The organism is Pseudomonas sp. v388, from assembly GCF_003935425.1.
In the GTDB taxonomy this organism is placed as follows: domain Bacteria; phylum Pseudomonadota; class Gammaproteobacteria; order Pseudomonadales; family Pseudomonadaceae; genus Aquipseudomonas.
The window spans coordinates 189,319-209,359 of sequence record NZ_RHQN01000005.1; the positions used below are offsets into that span (position 1 = coordinate 189,319).

Genomic DNA, 20,041 nt, shown 5'->3' on the forward strand with positions numbered 1-20,041 from the left:
TAAAAGCGGTATCACCGCACACCCCAGATCGCCCCGTCGCCAGTGACATACACGCTGCTGCGGTCGGTCGGTTCGATGGCATAGCCGCCGGTGAATTCGCCGAACGCAGGCATCAGGCTGACATGCGCATCGAGGTAGAAGCAGGCCAGGCGCAAGCTTTGCCGGCCTCTTCCACGCAACCGGTAGACCGGGTGAACGTGCCCGGCCAGGACATGCAGCGACGGGTGCGCGTCCGGCTCGTGTTGCAGCGCAAACGGCCCCAGAATCAAGGGTTCTTCAACCACCTCGATGTTCAGCTCGGCCGGCGGATCACCGGCGCGTTTGTCGTGGTTGCCGCGAATCAGTGTGATGCTTAGCTGCGCATGTCGGGCACGCCATGTGCGCAGCGCGCTCAAGGTGCCTGCCGCATGGGACTCGGGGGCGTGGAGAAAGTCCCCCAGGAAGATCAGGTGGCCGACGTCGTAATCGGCCAGCAGCCGGTCCAGCCGCTGCAGATTGACCTGAGTCGTGCCGTGGGGCACCGGCTGGCCCAGTTTGCGATAGGCGGCGGCCTTGCCGAAGTGCGCGTCGGCAATCAGCAACGCACGGTGCGCGGGGTAATAGATGGCCTTGTCGGCCAGCAGCCATAGCTCGGCGCCGGCCAGGGTGACGACTTGGTAAGGGCTCAATGCTCGGTCTCCGGTCCGGCGGCTTTCTCCAGATCACGCACCATGCGCGCAATCCGGTCGGCGAGTTTTTCCGAACTCAGGCTTTCCCGGAAGCGTTCCACCAGCAGGGGAAACGCCAAGGGCGTCGCGCGTTTGATGACATGCATGTCCAGGGTCCGGTCGTTGATCTGTTCCAGCGTGTGCTCAAGCCGCGCCAGGTCCAGCTCTTGACGCAAGACTTCCTCCTCGGCCTGGGTCAACAGCATATTGCCGGCGTCGTAGCGTTTGAAGACCTCAAAGAACAGCCCGCTGGATGCCTGCAGTTGGCGGTTACTCTTCGATGCGCCCGGGTAGCCGGAAAATACCAGCCCCGAGATCCGGGCGATTTCCCGGAACCTGCGCAGCGCCAGTTCGCCCGCGTTCAGGCTGGCGATGATGTCTTCCATCAACCGATCCTGACTGAACAACCCACTGTCCAGCGCCTGAACCCAGTTCACTTCGCTGGCGCTGAGCAATTCCAGGCCATAGTCGTTGACGGCGATGGAGAAAGTCAGCGGCGTGTCCCGGCCCAACCGCCAGGCCAGCAGGCTCGCCAGGCCCAGATGTACATGGCGACCGGCGAAGGGATAGAGAAACAGATGCCAGCCCTCCCGTGATTTCAGGGTTTCCGCCAGCAGCGTATTGCGTCGCGGTAGGCCGGACCACTGCTGCTGGACTTCCAGCAACGGGCGCACCGCCTGCATTTCCGGGCTGAGGAATTCGCCGTGCGCGGCGGCGTCGAATTTTTCCACCACCGCATCGGCCAGTTCGCTGGACAGCGGCATTCTCCCGCCATTCCAGCGCGGCACCGCGGCTTTCTTGCCTGTGGCGCGTTTGACGTAGGCGGTCATGTTTTCCACGCGCACCAGTTCCAGCACCCGACCGGCGAACAGGAAACCGTCGCCCGGCCTCAGGCGCGCAATGAAGCCCTCTTCGACGCTGCCCAGCGAGCCACCGCCGCCTCCTTTCTTCCAGTACTTGAGGTTGATGCTGGCGTCGCTGACGATGGTGCCGACGCTCATGCGGTGGCGACGAGCCAAGCGGGCGTCCGGCACGCGCCAGACGCCATGCTCATCCGGTTCGGCGCGACGATAATCGGGGTAGGCGGTGAGCGAATGGCCACCGTTGCGCACGAAGGCCAGCGCCCAGTGCCACTGCTCGTCGGTGAGGTCACGATAGGCCCAGGCGGTGCGCACTTCGGCCAACAGCTCATCGGGCAGGAAACCGCCGCCGAGGGCGACACTGACCAGATGCTGGACCAGCACGTCCAGCGGTTGGCGTGGCGATTCGCGCGGCTCGATCATGCGCGCCGCCACGGCGGTGCAAGCGGCTGCGGCTTCCACCAGCTCCAGGCTGTGGGTCGGCACCAGGGTGACTCGCGACGGGCGACCTGGGGCGTGGCCGGAGCGACCGGCACGCTGCATCAAGCGGGCGATACCTTTGGGCGAACCGATTTGCAGGACACGTTCCACCGGCAGGAAGTCGACGCCCAGGTCCAGGCTCGACGTGCACACCACCGCCTTGAGCTGGCCTTCCTTGAGCGCACGCTCGACCCAGTCGCGAACCTCGCGCGCCAGCGAGCCGTGGTGCAGGGCGATCAAGCCGGCCCAATCCGGCCGCGCTTCCAGCAGTGCCTGATACCAGATTTCCGATTGCGAGCGGGTATTGGTGAACACCAGGCAACTGGCGCTGCCGTCAACTTCGGCCACTACCTGAGGCAGCATTCGCAATCCCATGTGTCCGGCCCAGGGAAAACGTTCGATGGACGGTGGCAGCAAGGTATCGACTGTCAGGTCCTTGACGATCTTGCCCTGCACGGTCACCCCGCCGTCGCCGAGCAACACCTGTTGAGCATGCTCTTGATTGCCCAGGGTCGCGGAAATGCCCCACACGATCAGTTGCGGATTCCAGCGCCGCAGGCGAGCCAAGGCCAATTGCAGCTGAACGCCACGCTTGTTGCCGATCAACTCGTGCCATTCGTCCACGACCACGACGCGAAGCGTCGACAGCGTGGTTTGGGCGTCGGCGCGGGTCAATAGCAGCGTCAGGCTCTCGGGCGTGGTGATCAGCGCCGAGGGCAGGCGTCGGCCCTGGCGAGCACGCTCGCTGCTGCTGGTGTCGCCGGTGCGCAGGCCAACCGTCCAGGGAATGTCGAGATCGCTCAACGGCGCCTCAAGGGCGCGCGCCGTGTCGGCGGCCAGCGCGCGCATCGGCGTGATCCACATCACGCTCAATGGCGCGGCGGGCGGCTTGCGTTTGCGGGGCTTGTCATCGGCGGGCGGCGGATTGGCTTTTGCGAAGCGATTGAGAGCGGCGAACCACACGGCGTAGGTCTTGCCGGAGCCGGTGCTGGCATGCAGCAGCCCGGACTCACCTTTCCTGACCGCCGCCCAGACTTCTTTCTGAAAGGGAAACGGCTTCCAGCCTCGGGCCGAAAACCATCGCTGAGCGAAATCGGTGGGTCTGCTCATCCAGTCGGGTGTGCTCTGAGGGGAGATAAGTCAGAGACAGCAGTGAGTGGGAGATAGTTTTAAAGGATGTGTGCTCTCGAACGCCTTCGCCAGCAAGGCGGATCTTGCAGATGGGATAGCCTGTCGGAGCCGGCTTGCTGGCGAAGAGGGAGATGCAAGCCGATGGTTATTTCAGATTCCCGCTGAGAAACTGCTGCAACCGCTCGCTCTTGGGGTTGTTGAGCACTTCATCCGGGTGGCCGGACTCTTCGATCCGGCCTTTGTGCAGGAACACCACCTGGTTGGCGACCTTGCGGGCAAAGCCCATTTCGTGGGTCACCAGGATCATGGTGCGGCCTTCTTCGGCCAGGCCTTGAATCACCTTCAGCACTTCCCCCACCAGTTCCGGGTCAAGGGCCGAGGTCGGCTCGTCGAACAGCATGATCTCCGGCTCCATCGCCAGCGCCCTGGCAATGGCCACGCGCTGTTGTTGGCCACCGGAGAGAAACGCCGGGTATTGATCGGCGACGCGTTCCGGCAAACCGACCTTGTCCAGATACATCCGGGCACGTTTTTCCGCTTCGGCTTTCGACACCCCAAGTACCCGGCGCGGCGCCATGGTGATGTTCTCCAGCACGGTCATATGCGCCCACAGGTTGAAATGCTGAAACACCATGGCCAGCCGGGTGCGGATGCGTTGCAGCTCCTGAGGATCGGCCACGCGCATGCCGTCCTTGTCGCTGACCATTTGCACCTGCTGGCCGTCCAGGCTCATGGCGCCGTCGTTGGGTTGCTCAAGAAAATTGATGCAGCGCAGGAAGGTACTTTTGCCCGAGCCGCTGGCGCCGATCAGGCAGATCACATCGCCGCTGCTGGCCTTGAGCGAAACACCCTTGAGCACCTCGTTGTCGCCATAGCTTTTATGCAGGCCGTCGATGGTGAGTTTGTACATGTCTGGACCTCAAGGAGAAAGTAGATAGCCGCTGCGGTAGGCCTGGGTGCCTGCAACGTGGGCGATGGCCATGCCGGCGGTTGCCATGCGGCGCAGCGAGCGGGCGTAGAGCAGCCCGGCGTTGGCAGCATGAACCGGCGTGACGGCATCACTGATCGGGTCGATGACGTCGGCGATCAACTGACCGGCCTCGACGTGTTCGCCGGGCATGGCACAGAACACCAGCAGTCCGCCGACCGGGCTGGTCACCGGTTCGACAGCGGCCAGTGGCGTGGCGGGGTAGAGCAGTTCGGGGGCGGGTGCAGCATCGCCATCGATGACACCGAAGTTGATCAGGTAGCTGATGATCGCCTGACAGTCGCGGCTGGCGAGGGCATGGCTGACATCGCCCTGGCCGCGCAGCTCGACGGTGACTGAAAAACTGCCTGATGGAATCTCGCAACGCGCGTCGAATCGCTGCTGCAGTTTCCACCACACCAGCGTGAAGCATTCGTCGAACGAGTGACCGCCGGAATCGGTCGCCAGCAGGCTGGCCTGGGCACCGAGGTAGCGCGACAGCAGTTCGACCTTCGGCCAGGCTTCGGGTGTGGTGTAGACATGTTCCACCGACTCGAAGTCGCAATGCAGGTCCAGCACCATGTCGGCATCGCACGCCAGCCGTTGCAGGGTCAGGCGCAGCGATTGCAACTGGGTGCCGGCGACCTGCTCGTGCAACGCGCGGCGCAGGCTGTCGCGAATCAGCGTCTGGTTCTGCGCAGCATCGGCGCTCAGGTGCGGTTCGATTTCGTCGCCCACCTGCTGGGCCAGATCAACGAACCAGCGGTTGAAGTTCTCACCGCTCTCCAGCTCGTAACGGCCCAGCGGGGTGTCCATCAATACCTGTTCCAGGCCGATGGGATTGGCAACCGGCACCACGACAATCTCGCCCAACAGCCGGCCGGCGCTTTCCAGCTCTGCCAGTCGCTGCTTGAGGTACCAGGCCACCAGCATGCCCGGCAGTTCGTCGGCATGCAGCGAAGCCTGGATGTAGACCTTGCGACCGCCATCCTGCGGGCCGTAATGGAAGCTGTGAACCTGCCGCCCGGTGCCCGGCACCGGCGACAGCAGATCGTGGGTGTTGTGCTGCATGGTCGATTCCTAGTGAGCGGGGCCGAGAAAAGCCAGCCAACGGCGTTCGGCAAGGCGAAACAGGCCGACCAGAATGAAGGTGACGGTCAGGTACATCAGCGCGGCGATCCCGAACGACTGGAAGGTCATGAAGGTGGCCGAGTTGGCGTCCCGCGCCACTTTGAGAATGTCCGGCACCGTGGCGGTAAAGGCCACGGTGGTCGAATGCAGCATCAGGATCACTTCGTTGCTGTAGTACGGCAGCGAGCGACGCAGCACCGACGGCATGATCACGTAGGCGTACAGCTTCCAGCCCGTCAGGCCGTAGGCCTTGGCCGCTTCCACTTCACCATGGGCCATGCTGCGGATCGAGCCGGCGAAGATCTCGGTGGTGTAGGCGCAGGTATTGAGCGTGAACGCCAGGATGGTGCAGTTCATCGCATCGCGAAAGAAGGCATCCAGCATCGGCTGTTCGCGCACCGCGGCAATGCTGTAGATGCCGGTGTAGCAGATCAGCAGCTGTATATAGAGCGGCGTCCCCCGGAACAGGTAGGTGTAGAACTGAACCGGCCAGCGCACCCAGCGCTTTTTCGACACTCGGGCAATCGACAGCGGAATCGACAGGCAAAAGCCGATGGCGATGGACGCGCTGAGCAGCCACATGGTCATCGCCAGACCGGTAACGTTTACCCCGTCGCTATAAAGGAAGGGTTTCCAGTATTCCTGAAGCAATTCGATCATCGTTGCGCCTCCCGGCTGCCGGCAGCGTAACGCCGTTCAGCCCAGCGCAGGGCGAAGTTCGACGCACTGGTGATCACCAGATAGATGAGCGCGGCCAGCACCAGGAAGTAGAACAACTGGTACGTGCTCTTGCCGGCATCCTGTGATGCCTTGACCAGATCGGCCAGACCGATGATCGACACCAGGGCGGTGGCCTTGAGCAACACCTGCCAGTTATTGCCGATGCCCGGCAGTGCATAACGCATCATTTGCGGAAACACCACGTAGCGAAATCGTTGGCCGCGTTTGAGGCCATAGGCGATGGCCGCTTCGACCTGGCCGCGCGGCACCGAGAGAATCGCGCCGCGGAAGGTTTCGGTGAAATAGGCGCCGTAGATGAAGCCCAGGGTAATCACGCCGGCGCCGAACGGGTTGATCTCGATGTATTCCCATTCCATGGCGTCGGTCAGCAGGGTCAGCCAGGTTTGCAGGCTGTAGAAGATCAGCAGCATCAGCACCAGGTCAGGCACGCCGCGGATCAGGGTGGTGTATAGCTGAGCAGGAATGCGCAACAGCGCCGAGCCGGACAGTTTTGCGCTGGCGCCGATCAGGCCGAGCACAATGCTCAGCGCCAGCGACAGCAGCGATAATTTGATGGTCATCCAGGTGCCCTGCATCAGCAGCGGGCCAAAGCCCTTGAGGCTGAACGCCGAAAGTCCCAGAGAGTGCATGAGTGTATCGAGCATGGATAAAGCCTTGCGCGGTCAACAGACAAAAACGTCCATCGACCGCGGCAAGATTTGCCGCCCATCGAAGGAGCGGCGGATCATCGCCGAAGTCGATGGGCGTTGGGGTGTTATTTACCGCTATACAGGTTCAGATCGCCAAAGTGTTTTTTCTGGATTTCGGCGTAGGTACCGTCGTCGTGTAACGCTTTGATACCTTTATCCAACAACGCCTTGAGCTCTTTGTTACCTTTCGCGATACCCACGGCGGTCTTGGCCGGCAGCAACGGGCTGTCGACGGCCTCGCTCACTTCATAATCGGCACCGGCCGGCGACTTCAAAAAGCCCAGTTCGGCCTGCAGCATGTCCTGGATGGAAGCGTCAAGGCGACCGGAAGTCAGGTCCGCGTAAACCTGGTCCTGATTCTGGTAAGCCTTGGTGGTCACGCCGGCCTTGTCCAGTACGGCCTTGGCATACGCTTCCTGGATGGTGCCTTGCTCGTAGCCGACGGTCTTGCCTTTGAGGCTGGCCGGGTCGGCGGTCAGGCCTGCACCTTTCTTGAACACCAGCGACGTCGGGCCGGAGAACAGTTCGTTAGAGAAATCGATGACTTTTTCGCGAGCCGGGGTGACGGTCATCGACGAGATCACGCCGTCAAACTTACGGGCTTTCAAGCCAGGGATCATGCCGTCGAAGTCGCTTTCAACCCACTTGCAGGTGACTTTCAGCTCTTTGCAGATCGCGTTGCCCAGATCGATATCGAAGCCCACCAGGCTGCCGTCGGCGGCCTTGGATTCAAACGGCGCGTAGGAAGGATCGACGCCGAAGCGCAGTTCCTTGTATTCCTTGGCCATTGCGTTGCCAGCGGCCAGGCACAGAGCCAGTGCAGAGAGAGTCAGCCATGCTTTTTTCATCGTTCAGTCCTTAAAACCTAGAGGGGTGTTGGGAACACGCGAAGTTTGCTACCGGCAGGTGCCAGATTGATATCAGATAGCAAGTTTTGAACCAACGGAGCAAACGTGCGTTTGAAGTGTACGGGCGTGTCGCATTTTTGAATCAATGCACGGCGAGGCGTACGGATCGCTGTAGGACCGACCTTGGTCGTGACTAGGCCCGGTCAGACGGCATTTGCCTAGCCCTACGATGGCGTTCGCCAGCGAGCTGGCTGCTACAGGTGCAAGAGGCCTGATTTGGTGCGTTGATAATCAGGCGCACTTTTCTGGTGCGCTATCCAAGCAAATCCTGCAATGTCGCCAGGCTGTCGGCTTCCGCCACCGGCTTGTCCTGGCGCCAGCGCAGCATCCTGGGGAAGCGCACGGCAATGCCGCTCTTGTGACGCTTGGACAGAGCAATGCCCTCGAAGCCCAGCTCGAACACCAGGCTGGGCGTGACGCTGCGCACCGGGCCGAATTTCTCGATGGTGGTCTTGCGGATGATGGCGTCGACCTTGCGCATCTCATCGTCCGTCAGCCCGGAATAGGCCTTGGCAAACGGCACCAGCGTACGCTCTCTGGACTCCGGTGGCCCGTCCCAGACGGCGAAGGTGTAGTCGGTATAAAGGCTGGCGCGGCGTCCGTGGCCGCGCTGTGCATAGATCAATACCGCATCGACGCTGAATGGATCGACCTTCCATTTCCACCACACGCCCATGTCTTTGGTGCGACCGACGCCATACAGCGACTCCCGCGCCTTGAGCATCATGCCTTCGACCCCTAGGCTGCGTGAGGCCTCACGCTGGGTGTCGAAGTCGCGCCAGTCTTTGCCTTGAAGAACAGGGGAGGGCATCAGCACCGGGCTGCGGCAGCTGTCGATCAACTGCTCCAGCTGAGTGCGCCGCTCATGTTGCGGGCGGCTGCGCCAGTCGTGGCCTTGCCATTCCAGTAGATCGTAGGCGAGCACCACCACCGGCACGTCGGCGAGAATCTTTTTGCCCAAGGTTTTGCGGCCAATCCGCTGTTGCAGCAATGCGAAAGGCTGCACCGAAGGCGCTGGTTGATGGGCATCGTCGTTCAGCTCGAAGGCCGCTTCTGCGCCGACTTCCACTTCCGGCGCCTTCCAGACCACGATTTCGCCATCGATCACCGTGCCGTCGGGCAGGCATGCGGCCAGGCTGTGCAGTTCGGGGAAACGATCGGTCACCAGTTCCTCGCCCCGCGACCAGATCCACAACCGCCCGTCACGCTTGACCAGTTGCGCCCGAATGCCGTCCCACTTCCATTCCACCTGCCACTGCTCCACCGGGCCGAGCAGTGTCTCGAACTGGTCGGTGGGCTGCTGCAACGCGTGGGCCAGGAAAAAAGGGTAGGGCTGGCCGCCGCGCTGGGCATGTTCGTCTTCCGATTCGGCGGCAATCAGTTTCAGGTAACGCTCTGCGCTGGGCCGGTGCGACAGATCGGTATAACCCACCAACCGCTGGGCCACGCGCTTGCTGTCGATGTCGGCCAGTGCCGCGAGGGCGCGAGTCACCAGCAATTTGGAAACACCGACCCGGAAACTGCCGGTAATCAGTTTGATGCAGACCATCAGGCTGATGCGATCCAGTTGCGACCAGAACGCCGGCAAGCGCTCGGCCAGTTCTTCAGGCGGCAGGCCACGCAGCGGCAGCAACTTGTCTTCCATCCAGACTGCCAGACCCTGGTCATTGCTGTGTTCGGCCTGGGGCAACAGCAGTGACAGGGTTTCGGCCAGGTCGCCCACCGCCTGATAGCTTTCCTCGAACAGCCATTCCGGCAGGCTGGCCAGGGTCATGGCCTGTTCGCGCAGCACGCGGGTCGGCACCAGTTGTCGGGGCCGCCCGCCTGACAGGAAGTACACCGCCCACGCCGCGTCTTCCGGCGTGGCCTGGGCGAAATAGTCACGCATGGCGGCCAGCTTGGCATTGCTCGACGTGGTGGCGTCCAGGCGCGAATAGAGTTCGGCAAAAGCTTTCATGATGACGTCTCTTCAGCGGCGGGGGTGTCGGCCGCCGTGGCCATTTCGTCCTCGTCGCCGTATTCGGTGCTGAAGCCCTGGGCGTCGAGTCCGGTTTCGCGCAGGTAACGCACCAGCACCGCCACCGAGCCGTGGGTGACCATTACCCGTTCGGCGCCGGTCTGTTCGATGGCCCACAGCAAGCCGGGCCAGTCAGCGTGATCGGACAGCACGAAGCCGCGATCCACACCACGTCTGCGCCGGGTGCCGCGCAGCATCATCCAGCCGCTGGCGAATGCGTCGCTGTACTCGCCGAAACGTTTCATCCAGCTGCTGCCACCGGCCGAGGGTGGCGCGATGATCAATGCCTGACGCAAGGCCGGGTCGGTTTTCTTGAAGTCTCCGGCGTATTGGGTTTCCGGAATGCGGATGCCGCCTTCGCGATACACCTTGTTCAACGGTTCGACGGCGCCATGGACCAGGATCGGGCCGATCTGGGGGTCGATGCCGTGCAGGATGCGCTGCGCCTTGCCGAAGGAATAGGCGAACAGCACGCTGGCCTTGCCCTGCGCGGCGTTCTCGCGCCACCAATCGTTGATGCCGGAAAAAATCTGCGCCTGCGGCTCCCACTGATAGATCGGCAGGCCGAAGGTCGATTCGGTGATGAAGGTGTGGCAGCGCACCGGCTCGAACGGCGCGCAGGTGCCGTCGGGCTCGACTTTGTAGTCGCCGGATGCGACCCAGACTTCGCCTTCGTATTCCAGACGGACCTGCGCCGACCCCAGCACATGACCGGCCGGATGCAGGCTCAGCTTGACGCCATGGTGGGTGATGGTCTCGCCGTATTCGAGGGTTTGCAGGCGGATGTCCTGGCCCAGCCGCGAACGCAGAATACCTTCGCCGCTGGCCGCCGCCAGGTAATGGGTGTTGCCCATCCGGGCGTGGTCGCCGTGGCCGTGGGTAATCACCGACCGCTCCACCGGACGCCACGGGTCGATATAGAAATCACCGGGAGGGCAATACAAACCTTCGGGCCGAGCAATGACAAGATCCATGGGACAACCATATGGATGGGCTTGTTAGCTATGAGCCGGGGTAGTGCGGGAAGTTCGAGGATTCTGTGGGAGCGGACCGGGCGGCGCTCCGCTCCCACAACGGGGTTATTTCCCGGGCGTCAGCGTCAGGCGCTGTTTGCCGTAGCCCTTTTCATAATTCTGCTGTTGCAACGGGATCGACATGTACTGCGCCTTGAGCCACGGCTCGGCGCTGTTGGCAAAGTACGGACTTGCCGGGTTGCCGGACTGGCCGGTGCTGATGAGCCCCATCATCGGCTCCACCAGGCTGAAATCCACGACCATGCGCAGCCCAGGCGCGGTGCGCGCATCCAGATCGCTGCCCCATGCATAGCCGGAAACGTTCAGCGTGCTGTGATCGCCGCCAGTCGCTCGCTTGTCCGCATCGCGATGCAGCGCGCCCCATTGCCAGGCGTTGTGATCGGCACCCAGCAGGCTGTCGCCGCGGGTGATGGCGCCGGCAAGGCTGCGCGCGAGGATTGCCGGTTTGTCTTCCTGTTGCGCGGTCTTGATGTCATCCCAGTACGGGCTATCTTCACGGCCCAGCAGATGGTCGGCCTGCGCCGGATACGAGGTGTTGGCATTCGCCACCAGCGCCTGCCAGGCCGGGCTGTCTTGCGGCCCCAACTCGTCGAGGAACGTCTGGCGTGCGCTTTCCTGCAGGAACAGCTCGTAAAGCGCGGCGTCGGCGGAACCGGCGGCAAGCTTGCCGTCGAACTTCATCAGGCGAGTGTAGGCCTCGCGGGCCTTGCTGCGCTCGGCGTCAGGCAGGGCATCGATGGCTTGCCTGAGCGGCTTGACCATACCCGGCGCTTCGAACATCAGCTTGAGCTTGGCGGCGAACGTGGTGGTCTGGTCGTATTGCATGGCGATGGTGCTGCGGGTGTCCTGCCTGGCACCGTTGGCCAGTTCCGCAATCCGTTCGGCACGTTCCGGGCTGCCCCAGGAGTTGGACAGCTGCATGCCGTAGCCTTTGGGAATGGTCCGCTGGTTCGCGGTTCCCAGCCAGCCCTGGCGTGGATCTTGATCGTAAGGGTGCAGCATCGGGTCGGCGAAACCGTCCCAGTCGTACTGGCCGTCCCAGCCAGGCGAAGGCAGCAGGCCCTGGCCGTCGCGGCGATTCGGGAAGCGCCCGGTGACTTGCCAGCCGATGTTCGACGCATCGGCGAACACCATGTTCAGGGTGATGGCGCGGATCTCGCGGCTGGTGTCGAAGGCGCGCTCGACCTTGGGGGCGCGGGACAGATCGAAGAACGCATCCAGGCTCTTGTCGTCCTTGAAGTCCGGCGTCTGCAGCGCCAGTCCCAGGCCGTTGCCCAGCGGGGTGGCGCCGGCATTCAGCAGGGCGCCGTGGCGCGTGGCGTAGACGGTTTCACGGATCGGGCGGCCGCCTTTGATCAGAAAGGTTTCTTCATGGGCGACTGCGGGAAGCCACTTGCCGTCGGCCATGTACATCAGGCGATTGTTCTCGCGCTTGATCTTTTCCAGGAACAGATCCTGGTTGTCGCCTTTGACGTTACTCATGCTCCAGGCCAGCTTGCCGTTGAAACCGCTGAGCACCAGCGGCAGGCCCGCGAGGGTTACGCCCGAGGCCTGGTATTTCGGTGCGCGAATCTGCACGAAGCTCCAGGCCGAGTGGCTGCCGGCCGGTAATTGCAGGTCGGCGGCCAGCAGGCTTTTGCCGCTGCGGCTGCGTTGCGGTGCGATGGCCCAGTTGCTCGACGCAGCAGCGCCCAGCATGTTCAGGTCAGTGAGGTGCAGCGCGACCTTGTTCAGGTCTGCCAGGCTTGCGACCTGATTGTTCAGGTTCAGGCCCTTGAGTTTGTCGGCTTCAGCGAACGGCAACGGTTCATCCGGGTAGGTCGGCAGCAGCCAGGCAAGTTTGTCGGCACCGACCTTCTGCGCCAGCACCAGGGCCGACAACTCTTCCTGAAGGTTCACCGACAGGCTGAAATTGAGCAGGCTGAAGATCAACGCCGAGTCTTCCGGCTTCCAGTATTCAGGGCGATAACCGGAGCCTGCGAGGTCTGACGGCAGCTTGTCGCGATAACGGAACAGGTACGCGTTCACGCCACGGGCGTAGACCTCGAAGAAGCGTTTGAGGCGCGGCGACGCAGCGTTGTAGAGCTCGCCGGCGTTCTGTTTGAGGTTCGCCGAGCGCATCAGGCGGTCGACCTCCAGCGCATCGGCACCGGCCATTTCCGCCAACCGCCCCTGGGCCAGCAAGCGCATGCTGAGCATTTGCGTGATGCGGTCGCCGGCGTGTACGTAACCCAGAGTGAATAGCGCGTCGTGGTAGGAGCTGCTTTCGATCAGCGGCATGCCCAGCATGTTGCGCCGCACCGATACGTTCTGTGCCAGCCCCTTGACTGGAAAGGTCCCGACGCCGGGAATCAGCGTGTCACTGTCACCACCAGTCAGTTGGCAACCGGCAAGGCTCAGGAAACCCGCCGCAGCGGCAGCAACGCCCAATCGTGGGACAAAAGATGAAAAGGCGGGCGAGGCCATGGGCAAGCTCCTGGAGGGATAGCGTACAAAAGTCGCTACGTTAGAGAGCAGGCCAGCGCCACGCAAGATGGGAAGGATGTTTATTTCAATGCATTTCAGAAACCGGCCTCCCGCGGGAGCCAGCTTGCTGGCGAAGACTCATTTTCGGCCGATCCAGCTACAGGCTTTCTGGCCTCTTCGCCAGCAAGACAGATCGTCTGCCGCTGGCTTCTAACCGATCAATCCTTCGGCGGATTGATCTGGTCTACCAGCGCGTACGCACGCTTGGTAGCGTCGCGGTCGGCGATGCTGTCGAACCAGCGCTTGAGGTGCGGGAAGTCGTTGAGGTCCTGTTCCTGATACGTGTGCGGCACGATCCACGGATAGATCGCCATGTCGGCGATGCTGTATTCGCTGCCGGCCACGAAGTCACGGTCTGCCAGGCGCTTGTTCAGCACGCCGTAGAGTCTGGCGGTTTCATTGATATAGCGCTCGATGGCGTAGGGGATCTTTTCCTTGGCGAAGCGATTGAAATGGTGATTCTGCCCAGCCATCGGACCCAGGCCGCCCATTTGCCAGAACAGCCACTGCAGTGCTTCCTGACGGCCGCGCAGATCCTTGGGAATGAAGCGACCGGTCTTTTCGGCCAGGTACAGCAGGATGGCGCCGGATTCGAACAGGCTCAGCGGCTCGCCGCCATCGGCCGGCTCATGATCGACAATGGCCGGAATGCGGTTGTTGGGGGCAATTTTCAGAAACTCGGGTTTGAACTGCTCGTCCTTGCCGATATTGACCGGGAAGATCTTGTACGGCAGGCCGGTCTCTTCGAGAAACAGGGTAACTTTGTGGCCGTTGGGGGTGGTCCAGTAGTGAAGGTCGATCATCGAAGGCTCCATGTGGGTGACCAAAACCCACTGTTTTACTCTTCCCTCATGCCATCGCACAAATGAAAACGGCCTGCGAGGCAGGCCGTTGGCGAAACGATCGGCGCATCAGGCGCCGTGGCATTTCTTGAATTTCTTCTCGCTGCCGCACGGGCAAGGATCGTTGCGACCCACGTCCTTCAAAGCGTTGCGCACCGGCTCCTGGTGCGCATGGCCGCAGTTCGGGCCGTGGACATGACCGTGCTGGTGGTCATCGTGGTCATGGTCGTGGTTGCAATCAGGGCCATGAACATGGGCGTGCTGGTTCATCGGTGTACTCCGCAAGAAAAATCGGTGCGCATTATCTCGTAAATGCACGTCGAGCAGTATCCCAGTGTTTTTTTCAGGAAAGCTGATACATTTTTAAGTATGCTTAGTTTCAACCGGTTTCACTGACTCACTGACTTGCGGCCATTCAGCCATGAACAGACACCAACGTATCGCCAGGGCCATCGAGGCCAGCGGCAAGAAGAAGGGCGAGATCGCCGCGCTGTGCGGGGTCGCCAATTCCGCTGTCACCCAGTGGATTTCCGGAGAGAGCAAAAGCCTGCGTCCCGAGAACCTGTATGCGCTGGCCAGGGCAACAGGCTTTCGCGCCGAGTGGCTGGCCATCGGCGAAGGTCCGCAGCGCGAGGCTCAGGTAGACGCCAACGTCGCCGACATCCACCAACCGCGCATGTCGTTCCGTTACCCGGTCATCAGCTGGGTGTCGGCCGGGTCCTGGGAAGAAGCGGTGGAGCCGTATCCCGAAGGCTTTTCCGACCGTTATGAAATCTCGGACTACGACTCCAAGGGTCCGGCGTTCTGGCTGGAGGTCAAGGGCGACTCGATGACCGCACCCAGCGGGCTGAGCGTCCCGGAAGGCATGATGATCCTGATCGACACCGAAGCCGAAGTGCTGCCCGGAAAACTGGTCATCGCCAAGCTGCCGGCGAGCAACGAGGCCACTTTCAAAAAGCTGGTGGAGGATGGCGGCGTGCGTTACCTAAAGCCGCTCAATCCGGCCTACAAGATGATCGAATGCGGCCCTGACTGCCGGATCATTGGCGTGGCGGTGCGGATGACCGCCAGGTTGTAGCGGCGCGAGCCGGGTCATTTTCAAGTGATGACCTTGCCGGAATTCCGGGATTGGAATACTGTATTTATGTACAGTACTTCATTGAGGAGTTCGTCATGGTGAATAACGTCAATGCCAGGGCCTGCACGCCGTCCGGCTATGAGCTGATCGGTCGACGTATCCAGCGTCTGGTATCGGCGCCCAAGGTTCAGAAAGTCCAGTGGGTTCTCGTCAGTCGGCTCGATGATGAACCGCAGGAAGGCTGGGACCGGGTGCTGCTCGAAATCGAGGAAACCGACGGCATCCAGGTGGAGCGGCTCGAAGACGGGGCGGTTCGCATTGGTTGGCAGCGGTACATCGATAACTGACCGAAGCCCGCGCCCGCGGGCTTTTCTTTCCTACCGTCCGTCATCCATTATTCAGCATGCTTGACTGTAAATTTAAGAATGCTTAAATTCATTCCAGGGTCGAATGTTACAGCGGAACGCCCTTCCGTTGCCCCAGTCGACTTCCAGACGTTGCAAGCCACACCTGCTGAACCCCTTGCGGCATCGCAATGGCCCGTTCAACGCGCCTGGCTCACAACGGCCTTTTTGTCCCGTACAAGGAGTCAGGCATATGGAATGGTTGGGCGAGTTGGCGCAAAGAAGTGAATGGCTGATGGCCGGGCTGTTGGGCGCGGTGATCTCCGGTTGGTGGCACAAGACCGAACTGGTCGACTGGCGCGCCAGAATCATCTTCGTGATCACCGGGGCCACCTGCTCGGTCTACCTGACCGGTATCGCCAGCAATTACCTGGGCATCGCCGACCCTCGCAATGTCGCGGGCGTAGGGTTTCTGCTGGGGTCGTTCGGCGGAGCATCAATGGCGGCGATCAACCGCGCACTGCTGGCGGCGGACATCTGGAAGTTTCTCACAGAGCTGGTTCGCAACCGGTTCGACGGCCGCTGATCCGGTTTTCAGTGGTCCTGCACCAGAGCGCCGGGGACGATTTCGCCACTGCGTCCCACTGCCACGGTGTCTCTGAACAGAAGACCGGTCTTGAGTTTGCCTTCCAGGCGATAACGAATGGGCCGGTCAGGTTTTTTCAGCATCCTGGAGATAGGCTTGAGGTGTTTCCACAGGTTGGTCCTGACCGGCACCGTGAATGTCTTGTGGCCGTGAGCGGGGACGAAGAACCAGTCGCTGGACTTGTCATCGGCAAGCATCATGTCATTGAGCATGATCTTGTAGCGCAAGCCGCGGACCAGAATGCGCGAGTCATTGTCGTTCTCGACCCTGAACAGCAGATTGAAATCCTGCTGCACCAGTCTGGCCTTGACCACCTGGACCTTGAGCAAATGAATGTCCGGGTCCCGATAGGGTGAGGTGCTCCACATCGAGCAGCCGCTCAACACGAGGGTCAGCACGGCGAGGCTTATGGTTCTTGTCATGGGTGCCACTTGCTCCGTATGAGGGCTGAGTTTAGCAACTCGAAGGGCAGGGGCAATCGGGTTGTCCGTATTGCCGACGCTGCGCCATACTCCCTGGGTGTGCAACATGAGTACCCACCATGCCTCAATATGAAATTGTCTTCTTCGGTGAACTGGTCGACGGTGCCCAGCCCGAACGGGTCAAGGCCAATCTGGGCAAGCTGTTCCAGGCCGATGCCCAGCGTCTGGAGCTGCTGTTGTCCGGGCGACGGTTGGTACTGAAAAACAATCTCGACGCCGACATCGCCGAAAAATATCGCGCCACGATGGAACGTGCCGGCGCCCGTGTGCAGGTCGTGGCGATGACGCCTGCGGTCCAAGAGCAGGTCATGGAAGAGGTCGAACTGGCGCCGCCACCGGACGAACCGACCTGGACTCGCAAGACGGCGCCTGCCGGTCGCACAGCGCTGCCACGAGTAGAACCCGCCGAGCAGGCCGGCCCGCGCGACGTTTATGCGGCGGCGTTCGTTGATGTGGTCGCACCGGACTTCGAGCTGGCCCGGCCCGGCAGCGACATGCAGGACCCGAAACCCGCGCCGCTGGCGCCGAACCTGGATTTGTCCGGCTTGAGCCTGGCGCCGGCAGGCAGCGACATGGGGCAGGCGCCCAAGCCCAAGGCCAGACCCGCGCCGGACACCTCGCACCTGAAGGTGGTTTAAACCGTCACGCTGCGTAGCTTGCGCAGCACTTCTTGAACTTGAGTTCACTGCCGCAAGGGCAGGCGTCGTTGCGGCCAGCACTCAACGGCACGGTGGGGTCGATGAAATACCAGCGGCCCTGATTCTGAACGAAACCCGAACGCTCGCGATGACTGTGCTCGCCACTGCCGTCGTGCCAGCGGGCGGTGAAGGTCACCAGCGCATGCTCGGGCTTGCCGCCGAACACTTCCGAACTCTCGACCTCCAGCCCCAGCCAAGTGCTCTGCGCGCTCCACTGCGCCATGGCCTCGCGATCCAGCCCGGCGCGTTGCGCAGGCAACGTGGTGTCCAGCAGGTAATCGATCAGGCCCAGCACGTAGGCGCTGTAGCGCGAGCGCATCAGTTTCTCGGCGCACGGCGCAGGCAGCCCGGCGTGATAATGACCGCAGCAGGCCAGCAGCAAATCCCCGCTGCCGCACGGGCAAATAGCACTACTCATGAATCACCACCAATATTTGCCGAAGTTTTCAGGGTTGGCCCAATACTTGGCGTTCAACCAGTCAGGGACTTGTTTGTATTCGCGCAGGTCGTAGGTGAACAGCGTCAGGACCTGCTCGTCGCGGGTGAAACGCTCGCTGGCTTGCAGGGCCAGCGAAAAGAAATCGGTTTCCTGCCAGCCGCACGCGTGCAGGTCGGCCAGCACGGCAATCCGGCTGGCGTTGAGGTTGCGAATGCCGCCGAGCAACTCAAGGCCGGTGCGTTTGGGCAGATGTTCGAGGCAGTCGACCACCAACGCCAGGTCAAAGCGGCGCGCGGCCAGTTCAGGCGGCAGGGCACCGGGCACTGCCCGCGCCAGCCGGGTGTCCGGATGCGCGTCCTGGAAGGCTTGCAGTGCCGGAAAATCCTGCACGCCGATCAGCAGCACGCTGGCGGGTGCGTAACGGTCGAGCAGGGCGGCCAGCGCTTGCTGGGGTGTGCGGGTGGAAAAGCCGACGCTCATCGAAAATCCTCATGGTGACCTGCAAGACTAGCCTGCCCGGCACTCACTGCAAAGCACGTCGGCGCCCGGAACGCCGTGCGGTGCGCGCCGCAAGCGTGCGGCAGGTCCCTGTTTTTTCATGTACTGCTGGCATATTCATCGAGCAAGACGTCTACTGTGCCCAGCGTGTGTCGCACACCAGCGACACCGCCGACAGGCGTGAATCAAGGGATCGGACAGGGGCTGGCGATGAAGCTGTTTTGGGGATTGGGCAAACTGTTGATGTTGGCGTTCTGGATCGTGGTACTGGTCGGCTCGGTGCTGGATGTGCCGCGACCGTTCGGGGTCATGATCAATATGGCCGGGGCGGTGATTCTGCTGACGCATCTGCTGGAGCTGGTACTGTTCAACGGCAGCCTGCGTGGGCGCAGGCACCCGTGGCGCGACCGGGGCAAGATCGTGCTGTTCGGCATGTTCCATATTCAGTCCATTGGCCGGCCAGCGGAGCGTACTCATGCGTAAGTTGTGGCTTCTTGCCGTGCTGTTCAGCCCGCTGGCCCTGGCCCAGACTGTCATCGTCGAATCCCATTCACTCATGCGCCTGCCCGGCAACAACGACCGTTTGCAGGTCGAGCGCCTGGAAGTGGCGGACTACGGGACGCTGCTGATCCCCGGCGGGATCAGCGAAGTACGTATTGGCGAGCTGGTGCTCGGTCACGAAGCGCGCATTGCCATCGTGCCCAGTGCGCAACCCATCAGCGTGCGGGTGGAGCATGGCCGCTTCGCAACCGGTAGCCAGATCACGGCGCGTGGCGCTCCCGGCACGTTTGAAAAGCCGGCCCTGCCGGGTCGTAACCTGACGTTGCGGATCAATGACCTGAGCGCCGACCTGCTGTCGGTGGATGCGCGGGGCGGTGCCGGCGGGCCGGGCTATGTCGGCCTGGACGGCGGCAACGGGCAGGCACCGGGTTGCACCTGGGGTCAGGCCGGTCGCGGCCATGATGGTGATGACGGGGGCAGCGGGCACGACGGTGCGGCAGGCGGCCAGGTCAGGTTGGAGCTGCCGCAAGGTTTCGCGGCCGAGCGTATTCAAGTCAATGTCAACGGCGGTGCTGCGGGACCTGGCGGCGCCGGTGGTCAGCCCGGCAAGGGCGGCGCGTCCAAAGGCTGTCTTGTCTATCGCGCCGATGGCGGCAAACCGGGCAAGCCGGGTCAGGCAGGACAACCGGGGAATGCCGGGCCGGCGGGCTCGATCACCGTTCAGCGCTTCTGAACCTGGCAATCCGGGTGCCGCTCAGGCTGCCCGGACTCCGGCAACGGCGTCAAAACGTCGGCCGTGCCGCCGCAATTGCCACCACCGCCAGTCCCACGATCAGATTGAACCCTACCAGCCGTCGGATGCTGCCTTGGGCAGCGGCGGCCTCGGCCCATTGCGCGCCTTCCACTGCACGGCGCAGCTCGGGCAACTGCAGGGAATGAATGCGCAGGAACAGCGCCACCATTACCACATACAGTCCCATCATTACCTGCACGTAGCGCGGCGCGGTTTCAAAGCTGGTGAAGTGCAGCTGGATCATGCCGATACCGGTGATCGGCAGCACTACCACCACGGCCCAGACCCAGACGAAAAACCGTGGCAACACTTCGACCCACAATTTCAAGCGAGACGGGCCGTCCAGTGCTGAAATGACAGCCGGACGCAGGATCATCCAGGCGAAGAACATGCCGCCGACCCATATCAGGGCAGCCAGGACATGCAGCGTGTAGACGGGGGCGAAAGCGGTCATCAGGTACTCCGTTCTGCGCGGATGGAATTAGCGCGGTATGATAGCGCCCACTCAGAACCACTGAAAATTTATCCA

General features: G+C 62.2%; 22 protein-coding genes. 6 read left to right on the top strand and 16 right to left on the bottom strand.

Features of this window, described 5'->3' with window-relative positions:
- Positions 1–11 precede the first annotated feature (11 nt).
- From pdeM to EGJ27_RS13745, 12 genes are all read right to left on the bottom strand, one after another.
- Complete coding sequence (gene pdeM / locus EGJ27_RS13690) at positions 12–668, bottom strand: ligase-associated DNA damage response endonuclease PdeM (RefSeq protein ID WP_125831283.1); 657 nt, start codon at positions 666–668, stop codon at positions 12–14.
- A complete protein-coding gene (locus EGJ27_RS13695) occupies positions 665–3,157 on the bottom strand; it encodes a ligase-associated DNA damage response DEXH box helicase (RefSeq protein ID WP_125831284.1) in 2,493 nt (830 codons plus the stop codon). The genes pdeM and EGJ27_RS13695 overlap by 4 nt, the downstream gene beginning before the upstream one ends.
- Before the next feature lie 166 nt (positions 3,158–3,323).
- Complete coding sequence (locus EGJ27_RS13700; RefSeq protein ID WP_125831285.1) at positions 3,324–4,088, bottom strand: ABC transporter ATP-binding protein; 765 nt, start codon at positions 4,086–4,088, stop codon at positions 3,324–3,326.
- 9 nt (positions 4,089–4,097) lie between these two features.
- Positions 4,098–5,216, bottom strand: a complete 1,119-nt coding sequence (locus EGJ27_RS13705) for a succinylglutamate desuccinylase/aspartoacylase family protein (RefSeq protein ID WP_125831286.1) — start codon at positions 5,214–5,216, stop codon at positions 4,098–4,100.
- Between the two features lie 9 nt (positions 5,217–5,225).
- Positions 5,226–5,936 carry an ABC transporter permease gene (locus EGJ27_RS13710; protein WP_125831287.1) on the bottom strand — a complete coding sequence of 237 codons (711 nt, stop codon included), beginning with the start codon at positions 5,934–5,936 and terminating at the stop codon, positions 5,226–5,228.
- A complete protein-coding gene (locus EGJ27_RS13715; RefSeq protein WP_125831288.1) occupies positions 5,933–6,661 on the bottom strand; it encodes an ABC transporter permease in 729 nt (242 codons plus the stop codon). The genes EGJ27_RS13710 and EGJ27_RS13715 overlap by 4 nt, the downstream gene beginning before the upstream one ends.
- 110 nt (positions 6,662–6,771) lie before the next feature.
- Positions 6,772–7,554, bottom strand: coding sequence for a transporter substrate-binding domain-containing protein (locus tag EGJ27_RS13720; RefSeq protein WP_125831289.1), 783 nt, complete (start codon positions 7,552–7,554; stop codon positions 6,772–6,774).
- 313 nt (positions 7,555–7,867) lie between these two features.
- On the bottom strand, positions 7,868–9,571 hold the full coding sequence (locus EGJ27_RS13725) for an ATP-dependent DNA ligase (protein ID WP_125831290.1): 1,704 nt from the start codon (positions 9,569–9,571) through the stop codon (positions 7,868–7,870).
- Entirely contained in the window at positions 9,568–10,605 is a 1,038-nt protein-coding gene (locus EGJ27_RS13730; RefSeq protein ID WP_125831291.1) for a ligase-associated DNA damage response exonuclease, read from the bottom strand. Before EGJ27_RS13730 ends, EGJ27_RS13725 begins: the two co-directional genes overlap by 4 nt.
- Before the next feature lie 105 nt (positions 10,606–10,710).
- The gene (locus EGJ27_RS13735) at positions 10,711–13,131 is read right to left on the bottom strand and encodes a penicillin acylase family protein (RefSeq protein WP_125831292.1); all 2,421 of its coding nucleotides are present in this window, start codon (positions 13,129–13,131) and stop codon (positions 10,711–10,713) included.
- 218 nt (positions 13,132–13,349) lie between these two features.
- On the bottom strand, positions 13,350–13,994 hold the full coding sequence (locus EGJ27_RS13740) for a glutathione binding-like protein (protein WP_125831293.1): 645 nt from the start codon (positions 13,992–13,994) through the stop codon (positions 13,350–13,352).
- Positions 13,995–14,102: 108 nt separating this feature from the next.
- Positions 14,103–14,303 carry an SEC-C metal-binding domain-containing protein gene (locus tag EGJ27_RS13745; RefSeq protein WP_125831294.1) on the bottom strand — a complete coding sequence of 67 codons (201 nt, stop codon included), beginning with the start codon at positions 14,301–14,303 and terminating at the stop codon, positions 14,103–14,105.
- Positions 14,304–14,454: 151 nt separating this feature from the next.
- Between EGJ27_RS13745 and EGJ27_RS13750 the strand changes: the two genes are divergently transcribed.
- The 3 genes from EGJ27_RS13750 to EGJ27_RS13760 all read left to right on the top strand — a co-directional run bounded on the left by EGJ27_RS13750 (position 14,455) and on the right by EGJ27_RS13760 (position 16,041).
- Positions 14,455–15,111 carry a LexA family transcriptional regulator gene (locus EGJ27_RS13750; RefSeq protein WP_125831295.1) on the top strand — a complete coding sequence of 219 codons (657 nt, stop codon included), beginning with the start codon at positions 14,455–14,457 and terminating at the stop codon, positions 15,109–15,111.
- 95 nt (positions 15,112–15,206) lie between these two features.
- Complete coding sequence (locus EGJ27_RS13755) at positions 15,207–15,458, top strand: DUF1654 domain-containing protein (protein WP_125831296.1); 252 nt, start codon at positions 15,207–15,209, stop codon at positions 15,456–15,458.
- Positions 15,459–15,708: 250 nt separating this feature from the next.
- Positions 15,709–16,041 carry an MFS transporter gene (locus EGJ27_RS13760; protein ID WP_125831297.1) on the top strand — a complete coding sequence of 111 codons (333 nt, stop codon included), beginning with the start codon at positions 15,709–15,711 and terminating at the stop codon, positions 16,039–16,041.
- A gap of 8 nt (positions 16,042–16,049) precedes the next feature.
- Here EGJ27_RS13760 and EGJ27_RS13765 read toward each other — a convergent pair whose 3' ends face one another.
- On the bottom strand, positions 16,050–16,523 hold the full coding sequence (locus EGJ27_RS13765; protein WP_256672827.1) for an LEA type 2 family protein: 474 nt from the start codon (positions 16,521–16,523) through the stop codon (positions 16,050–16,052).
- A 119-nt stretch (positions 16,524–16,642) separates the two neighbouring features.
- Between EGJ27_RS13765 and EGJ27_RS13770 the strand changes: the two genes are divergently transcribed.
- Positions 16,643–17,221 (top strand): hypothetical protein, encoded by a 579-nt coding sequence (locus EGJ27_RS13770; RefSeq protein ID WP_125831299.1) that lies wholly within the window; start codon positions 16,643–16,645, stop codon positions 17,219–17,221.
- Between the two features lie 4 nt (positions 17,222–17,225).
- On the opposite strand, the gene EGJ27_RS13775 is transcribed toward EGJ27_RS13770, so the two are convergent.
- Entirely contained in the window at positions 17,226–17,699 is a 474-nt protein-coding gene (locus EGJ27_RS13775) for a YchJ family protein (RefSeq protein ID WP_125831300.1), read from the bottom strand.
- 3 nt (positions 17,700–17,702) lie between these two features.
- A complete protein-coding gene (locus EGJ27_RS13780; RefSeq protein ID WP_125831301.1) occupies positions 17,703–18,200 on the bottom strand; it encodes a DUF6231 family protein in 498 nt (165 codons plus the stop codon).
- A 228-nt stretch (positions 18,201–18,428) separates the two neighbouring features.
- On the opposite strand from EGJ27_RS13780, the gene EGJ27_RS13785 reads away from it, so the two are divergent.
- On the top strand, positions 18,429–18,701 hold the full coding sequence (locus EGJ27_RS13785; protein ID WP_125831302.1) for a DUF1145 domain-containing protein: 273 nt from the start codon (positions 18,429–18,431) through the stop codon (positions 18,699–18,701).
- Positions 18,694–19,452: a collagen-like protein gene (locus EGJ27_RS13790; RefSeq protein WP_125831303.1), complete on the top strand. Its 759-nt coding sequence runs from the start codon at positions 18,694–18,696 to the stop codon at positions 19,450–19,452. The genes EGJ27_RS13785 and EGJ27_RS13790 overlap by 8 nt, the downstream gene beginning before the upstream one ends.
- A gap of 49 nt (positions 19,453–19,501) precedes the next feature.
- On the opposite strand, the gene EGJ27_RS13795 is transcribed toward EGJ27_RS13790, so the two are convergent.
- Complete coding sequence (locus EGJ27_RS13795) at positions 19,502–19,966, bottom strand: CopD family protein (RefSeq protein WP_125831304.1); 465 nt, start codon at positions 19,964–19,966, stop codon at positions 19,502–19,504.
- Between the last annotated feature and the right edge of the window lie 75 nt (positions 19,967–20,041).